Annotated in this window: 9 protein-coding genes; all 9 read right to left on the bottom strand. The window is 26.9% G+C overall.

What is annotated here, in order from left to right:
- Positions 1 to 899, bottom strand: an 899-nt coding sequence (locus B5X47_RS13555) for a TraG/VirB4 family ATPase (protein ID WP_143215839.1), incomplete at its 3' end; no start/stop codon positions are given.
- A 1-nt stretch (position 900) separates the two neighbouring features.
- Positions 901 to 1,563: a hypothetical protein gene (locus tag B5X47_RS13550; RefSeq protein ID WP_079590851.1), complete on the bottom strand. Its 663-nt coding sequence runs from the start codon at positions 1,561 to 1,563 to the stop codon at positions 901 to 903.
- Positions 1,564 to 1,902 (bottom strand): hypothetical protein, encoded by a 339-nt coding sequence (locus B5X47_RS13545; RefSeq protein WP_079590849.1) that lies wholly within the window; start codon positions 1,900 to 1,902, stop codon positions 1,564 to 1,566.
- Between the two features lie 8 nt (positions 1,903 to 1,910).
- Positions 1,911 to 2,894: a hypothetical protein gene (locus B5X47_RS13540; protein WP_079590847.1), complete on the bottom strand. Its 984-nt coding sequence runs from the start codon at positions 2,892 to 2,894 to the stop codon at positions 1,911 to 1,913.
- A gap of 227 nt (positions 2,895 to 3,121) precedes the next feature.
- The gene (locus tag B5X47_RS13535) at positions 3,122 to 4,006 is read right to left on the bottom strand and encodes a conjugal transfer protein TrbL family protein (protein ID WP_079590845.1); all 885 of its coding nucleotides are present in this window, start codon (positions 4,004 to 4,006) and stop codon (positions 3,122 to 3,124) included.
- 11 nt (positions 4,007 to 4,017) lie between these two features.
- Positions 4,018 to 4,275 (bottom strand): hypothetical protein, encoded by a 258-nt coding sequence (locus tag B5X47_RS13530; protein WP_079590843.1) that lies wholly within the window; start codon positions 4,273 to 4,275, stop codon positions 4,018 to 4,020.
- 3 nt (positions 4,276 to 4,278) lie between these two features.
- Positions 4,279 to 5,760 carry a coiled-coil domain-containing protein gene (locus tag B5X47_RS13525; protein ID WP_079590841.1) on the bottom strand — a complete coding sequence of 494 codons (1,482 nt, stop codon included), beginning with the start codon at positions 5,758 to 5,760 and terminating at the stop codon, positions 4,279 to 4,281.
- 20 nt (positions 5,761 to 5,780) lie between these two features.
- Positions 5,781 to 6,170 (bottom strand): hypothetical protein, encoded by a 390-nt coding sequence (locus B5X47_RS13520; RefSeq protein WP_079590839.1) that lies wholly within the window; start codon positions 6,168 to 6,170, stop codon positions 5,781 to 5,783.
- Positions 6,167 to 6,580 (bottom strand): DUF4320 family protein, encoded by a 414-nt coding sequence (locus B5X47_RS13515; protein ID WP_079590837.1) that lies wholly within the window; start codon positions 6,578 to 6,580, stop codon positions 6,167 to 6,169. Before B5X47_RS13515 ends, B5X47_RS13520 begins: the two co-directional genes overlap by 4 nt.
- Positions 6,581 to 6,734: the final 154 nt, after the last annotated feature.

Genomic DNA, 6,734 nt, shown 5'->3' with positions numbered 1-6,734 from the left:
CCCGCCATATTAATGATATCTCCATCAAATTTTCTAGCTAATTTTGTATATTCTCTTTCGATATCTATAACTGCTATCTTTGAGCCTGTTATATATTCCTGATATAATATATCCTTAGTCAGCATTGTTTTTCCTGCTCCAGAATCGCCTATTACAACTACATTTGAGTTAGTTCTTTGCTGATTTTTATTCCAAAAGTTAATGACTACATCATTGAAATATTCATCATAGCCTAATATATTTCCTTGATCATCATTAATATAGTTGTTTAAAAATGGATATCCAATCATAATATTACTGATAGGCATAGGATTAGAATATCTAAGAGGAATGTCTAAATTGAGTGGCATATTTTTTAATAAAGATTGCTCTTGTGCAAACGTAATCGGTTTTACTGGTATTTTATTAGATGCACAACGAGTTTTAAGTCTTACACTATTGTCTTCTAAATCTTCTAAGTTATGCCCTACAACTCTTATTATTATTGAAAAATCAACTGTTTTTTCGATTTTACTATCCATTTTTTTGAGCATCACTGTCGCATTTGATATATCTGAAAATAATCTTTGCTTTACAATTGGATCTCTGGTTCTTTCTAGTTGATGTTCCTTACTTTTTATAGAATTATTTGTCTGAGATATCAATTTATCTAAATCTACATCATCTACATGAAATGACCAGGATATCCCTTGCATATTTAAAGTAGATAACCACTTTATCGAAGCATAGTCAGGATAATTAACTATTGTAAAAAATCTCATGTAGAAATTTTCTATTATAATGTGATCTCGTTCAATAACAATACCATTTGGAGCTAATGCTTTTATCATCTGAACATTCTTATGTTCTTTAGTCTTAAGGTTTTCTAACTTTTCTTTCTTAAAAAAATTTATTGCCATACTATGAAACTCCTTTCCCATCAGAAATAACAAACTTTGTGTAATCATTAATAACCATACTTGTATTTACATCAGGGTTTAAATATGAGTACATAATATCTACAAGCTGTTGTCCTGCTACATCAGAAACTTTGATAGCTGCCATACCTATATCTGTTTTAATTTGCTTCAAAAGTATTTCAAACTCTTCTCTTTCATCTTCATAGCAACTAAAAATTAAATAAAAATCTCTATCGTTGTAGTTTCCTGAAGCTGATTTCTTATTTACATAATTTCTTAAATTGTGTAATCCAACTTTTTGGTATAAGTCATTTGTATCATCCATTTTGCTTTGAATCCAATTTGTGTATGCTGATGTATCTTTCGCTTTAACCAATGAAATGAAGGAATAAGGAACATCTATATTACTAAATCTTTCTGTAAGCCTTATCGCCATTCTTTCAAGTTCCTCATCAGAAATAAAATTACTTGTAGTAAATTCAATTTTAATAGCATACGATTGCATATTTTTTACTGTACTAATATAGTTTTTCTCAAACTCACTTACTGGAAACCAGTCTTCTACTGGTTTTCTTGTTATATTTTTTACTTCTTTCTTTTTATTTCTTTTTCTAGTATTAGTACTAAATCTTTTATCTATTGATTCTTTTAATTTTTTAATCATCTATATATCACCCTTACCTTTATATTCATAAATTTTCGATGAAAATAAAAATTTAAACATATCACCTAAAACATCTGATATTGATTCAGCACTATTTTTATCTTCTCTCAAAATCATATATGCAAATACTGAAGGAAAGTAATTAATCCACATCATTCGTGGAATATCTGATATGACAGGCTCTAATATTTTAGTTAAAACTCCATTGCAAAATGAAAATATTAAAATGATTATAACCATATCTACAACTGAAAGTCCGAAAAAATATTTATTTGTTAGTCTTCTTGGAATTGGATATTTAAGACTTAGATCATTTTGTTTATTTAAAGGATTTTCCATATATCCTCCTATAATTTAATTTTGGGTGGTTTATTTAACTGAACAAATATTGCTGATATTCCAATCAAAATCAAAGTAATAATTACTAAAGTTATTTTACCAACCATAGTTTGAGTTATAATATTAAAATAGTAATCGCTTGAGGCTTTTAGAAAACCTAAAACTCCTGGGAAACAACATAATACTAACAAAAAATTGGCATTGTTTTCTTTCATTTGATTTTGGTACTTTTCATTTATATCTAAATCTCTTTTGTAATCAGTAGGGATACTCTGAATTGTATTCTTTAACGATTTTTCTCCTAATTCAGCTGCTATACATAAATTCATAAATTTATAAAAATAATCATTTTTAATAGAATCTCTGAGAGTTACCATAGCATCAATTTTTTCTTCTCCTAAGAAAGTTACACTATTATAAAAATGCTTAAACTTTTCTATTAGACCTTCAGGAATAATATCTAAAGTTTGTTCCACAGCTTCTATAAATGTATTTGTCCTAGTAATTGCTGTACCTAAATTCCCCATTACTAATAGTAACTTTCTATTTTGATAATCGCATCTTTTTCTGTTAATTGTTGAAATTACGATATATGGTACTATTGCACTTACTATCATTATTAATATACTCATTGCAGGATTGTTAAGTGGATAAGTAACTAATAGTCCAATTATGACGAATACAATAGTCATAAAAATGTATCCAAGCATTGTAAAGTTACTATATTCAGAGTATATTTTTTCTATTAAGCTCTCTTTTATTCTCTCAACTAATGGTTTTTTCTTTTTAGTTATTTTATCTATATAATAACTTTGTTTTTTTTCATCAGTGATATCAGATAACCGACTATTAATCATTTGATCAATAGTCTTATATCCTTTCTTAATATCAATTTTGGGTGAATCTTTATGAAATATAAAATAAAGTGCTAAAAATGAACAACCTATAATTAATAAAGTTGATACCATTTGTATTATCTGTATCTTATCCATATTTAATCCCTTCCTATTTTAAAAGTGACTTTTAAAGTAATTAATTAGATACTCTATGTTATAAGCAACCCCATTAATCAAAATTAACCCTATAATTCTCTTAATATAATAGTTTGTACTTCCATGATTAGACATGATTTTTAAGACATATATAAGACTTAAAAGAATTGCTCCTGCAAATATAAAATCTTTTAATAATAAATTTAACGAATCCACTATATCACCCCTTAGAATTTCTTATATGCTAATGCTGTACCTATAGCACTTATATTTGGAGCCATTGTTTTTCCACTTTCTGAGCCTGTATATTTTTTAAACATTTCTGGAACAAATAATATAGCTAACATTAATGCTAAGGATGTTACACATAAGTTAATAGTTGTAAATGTAGGCATACCGAAAGTTGTTACAAAACTTGAAATTGCACTATTAACCATATCTAGCGAGAGCATCAGACAAGTAATCTGTATAATTCTTGTGAGCATTATTCCAATTACATCTTTTATTAGAGTTATATAAAGAGAAGGATAATTTGACATAAATGATAATGCTGCCAAAGATGAAAAGATTTTTAAGAAAATAAGAAAGACACTCATCATTGCTATATGAATCACTAAAATAAATACAATTATAAAACATACCAGTAGTATTACTAATAATACTAATGTAGCTGATAATGCTATCTTATCCATTGCTTCAATGAGTTCTATAATATCTAAACTGCTAAAATCTACTGGAGTTATAGAGGTTTTTATACCACTAATATTAGTCATTATTTTATATGTTTCACTTACAATTAAATCTACTACTTCTGGTGTGACGGCTATTGCTGTAGCCGTCATAGTAAGCCTAAATAATAGCTCTGATATTTGTATGTCGCTTTCTTCCACAATATACATTTTTATTATTGATACAAGTGCTACAGTTATCAGTAATGTATATGAAAAATCAGTGATACTATTTCTTAAATTGTCTAAAACTTGTAATTGTAGAAATTGATCCGATTGATTATATGAACTCATAACTAATTGAATTACAAAGTTATATATAGTAGCTATTATATTAAATAAGGATTCTACAAGATTTGATAAACCTATTTTTACAAAATCCATCTACTTCCTCCTTACTTGAAAAAACCCTCCAATATTTTCTGTAACATTCCACTCCATGCAGCTACTCCAGTTAGTAATGTTACTAATCCCCAACTTACAGCCTGTGATCTCTTTTGATCATTTGAACTAGACATATACATAAATACACAGTACAAAATTATTACAAAAGCTCCATATTTTATAAATTCTACAACTAGCCATGCTCCATTTCCTAATATTTCTTTTACTTTATTTCCAAATTCTGATAATGGTCCACCATTAAGATTCATGATTTACATCTCCCTTTCTTTTGGGTCAACTTGACCTAAAACGTTGATTATTTTATATTGATTTTTAGCTTTAGATAATTTGTCTTTATTTATAGCAGGAAAACTATTTACAGAATCTATTCCAATTTTAGAATCAAGTAACTCTATATAATTCGAATTAACTGAAAAGTCTTTATTAAAAATCAGATTCCAATTAGTATAAATAGATTTGTTTGAATAAAGCAATTTATCCATACATTTATGAATCGTATAAATATTATTGTGTAAAATTAAATACTTTTCCGATTTAGTAATTCCCAAGATCACTTCTTGTAAATCTTTACTTATACTGCTGTCTAAATCAATGAAAATATCATTACTTTTAAATTCATTTATTAAAAGCAATATTTTATTAATATCATCATTTCCTACTTCATCTTTTAAATGTAGTGAAAAAATTTCTAAGTCATTTTTAATAAAAGATTTTGAAAACATTTCTTTGTTATCAATCTTTAATAACTCAGGAAAATAACTTTTTAAGCCTAGTTTATATTCTTTAGTAATTCCTATCAGGACACTTTTCATATTGCTTTCTAAAGCACTCTTAATGGCTATAGTTGTAGTTCCCACTCTGTCTATAGGAGAATAGAATATTTTTAAATTACTGTTATTGCTACTATTTAATCTTTTTTTAATATCCTGAATTTCTATCAATAAGCCTTCTTTTTCTTTGCTTAATCTAAATTTCTCTTGTTGCTCTAGTTCTAATTCCTGTTTACTCTTACTAATTACTTCTTCTTTTTCTTTTAGTAAATCTCTGATACCTTCAGTTTGCTTTAATTTATTTTCAAGCTCTATTTTTTCTAAGTGCAAACTTTCTAAAGCTAATCTCAATTCTCTTTTCTCTTCTTGAGCTTCTTCTAAAGCGTTTTGAGTTGTATGATATAAAACTTCCTTTTCAGACATTTGCTTCATTAGTGCTGATTTTTCGTTAGCTATTTTTAGCAAATTTTCTTTAGAGGAATTTAGATCATTTTGTAAATTTTCTAGTTCCAGTAATTTATTATTAAGTTCCTTATCATCCTTAGACTGTTTTAATTCCTCGATTTGTAACTTTAATTCATTAATACTTGATTTATAAGTGTGAATCTCTTCTTTAGATTTTTCAAGCAACAAGTTTTGATTTTGTACTTCTTTTAAAGCTTCTTTATAGTTCTCTTTGTTTAGCTCAACTTCATCGTGTAGTTGACTTATTTCTTTGTCTTTTTCATTAAGTTTTTTCTCTACTGTAGATTCATCTTTACTTCCTTTAATTAAAGTAATTACATTGCTCTCTTGAGGAACGTATATTTCTTCAGTAGACCTATTTTCAATAGAATTATCTGTGATTTCTTCTTTTACATCTGATTTATCAATTGATTCATATAAATTTACAATTTCATCAGAGTTATTCGATTTAGTTTTTTTTAGTTTTTCAAGTAATTTGCTATGATCTTTTCTTTGCATATGTCACTCCTTAATTATGGTTACGGTTGATATCCCTGCCCATAATAGCCTAAATTAACACATTTCTCTTTCGCTTTAATTGTTAGATTTAAGTTAGGTAAAATACTAACTGTTTTTTGAAGTTCCAATTCCATCACTGCACCTAGTCCTGAAGCTTTTTGATCTATCTGAGGAACAGCTGAAATTATAATGAATTCTCCATCTATTTTAGATAATGGCGAGTTGTTATATTTATTTGATAAAAATGTACTGCTTATACTTCCTGTCATTTCAGCTTCATTTATAGTTTTATCTGCTATATTTAAAAGCATCATGTAATATGAAAATGCAATCATGAATATACATAGTAAAAAAATTGCTAATATATAGATTACGTTATCTAAAATCAATCTCAAAGCATTTATAATCATGGATTTTCTAATTCCTTTCTAAAGTTTCTGCTGTATCCACTTCTTATAATTTCTTTGCCTATCCTAGTTTGATTTTCTACAAATGGTAATATTATTGTATATTTAGGTGTTATGGATACTGTAAATTTCGTTCCACGCTGTAATTTTTCACCTATAGGATGTGAGAAAGAAATACTACTTATATTATTTTTCATATTAAATTTTGATTCTAAGTCATTATAAAATTCTGTAAATGTTTGATTGCTATCACAAAATCCACCATTAACTTGTGCATATGTTACTATTGCTTTTTGCATATCAATAGTATTAGTTTTCATATTGGATACTAATACTACATTTATCATGTAGGCTAGACAAACTATCAAAGTCATCAAGGCTATAAAAATCGATAGTATTTTCTGAAATCCCATTTTTTGAACCTTTCTTTTGTAGTTGATTAGTTAAAAAGGGTTTTATTTACCCTTTTTAACTCATTAATTTAGTTTTCATAAAATCTAGTATTGCTGTAATAAAACCTGGTATTTCTCCTTTAAATGCTAAGAATATAAATACTAATATTGCTGC

This window comes from Acetoanaerobium noterae, assembly GCF_900168025.1.
Taxonomy (GTDB): Bacteria; Bacillota; Clostridia; order Peptostreptococcales; family Filifactoraceae; genus Acetoanaerobium; species Acetoanaerobium noterae.
This window is presented reverse-complemented; position numbering and strand designations above follow the sequence as displayed.

Excerpts from the sequence above, each read along its gene's own strand:
- B5X47_RS13550 (WP_079590851.1), bottom strand. The coding sequence starts at position 1,563 with ATGATTAAAAAATTAAAAGAATCAATAGATAAAAGATTTAGTACTAAT.
- B5X47_RS13545 (WP_079590849.1), bottom strand. The coding sequence starts at position 1,902 with ATGGAAAATCCTTTAAATAAACAAAATGATCTAAGTCTTAAATATCCA.
- B5X47_RS13540 (WP_079590847.1), bottom strand. The coding sequence starts at position 2,894 with ATGGATAAGATACAGATAATACAAATGGTATCAACTTTATTAATTATA.
- B5X47_RS13535 (WP_079590845.1), bottom strand. The coding sequence starts at position 4,006 with ATGGATTTTGTAAAAATAGGTTTATCAAATCTTGTAGAATCCTTATTT.
- B5X47_RS13530 (WP_079590843.1), bottom strand. The coding sequence starts at position 4,275 with ATGAATCTTAATGGTGGACCATTATCAGAATTTGGAAATAAAGTAAAA.
- B5X47_RS13525 (WP_079590841.1), bottom strand. The coding sequence starts at position 5,760 with ATGCAAAGAAAAGATCATAGCAAATTACTTGAAAAACTAAAAAAAACT.
- B5X47_RS13520 (WP_079590839.1), bottom strand. The coding sequence starts at position 6,170 with ATGATTATAAATGCTTTGAGATTGATTTTAGATAACGTAATCTATATA.
- B5X47_RS13515 (WP_079590837.1), bottom strand. The coding sequence starts at position 6,580 with ATGGGATTTCAGAAAATACTATCGATTTTTATAGCCTTGATGACTTTG.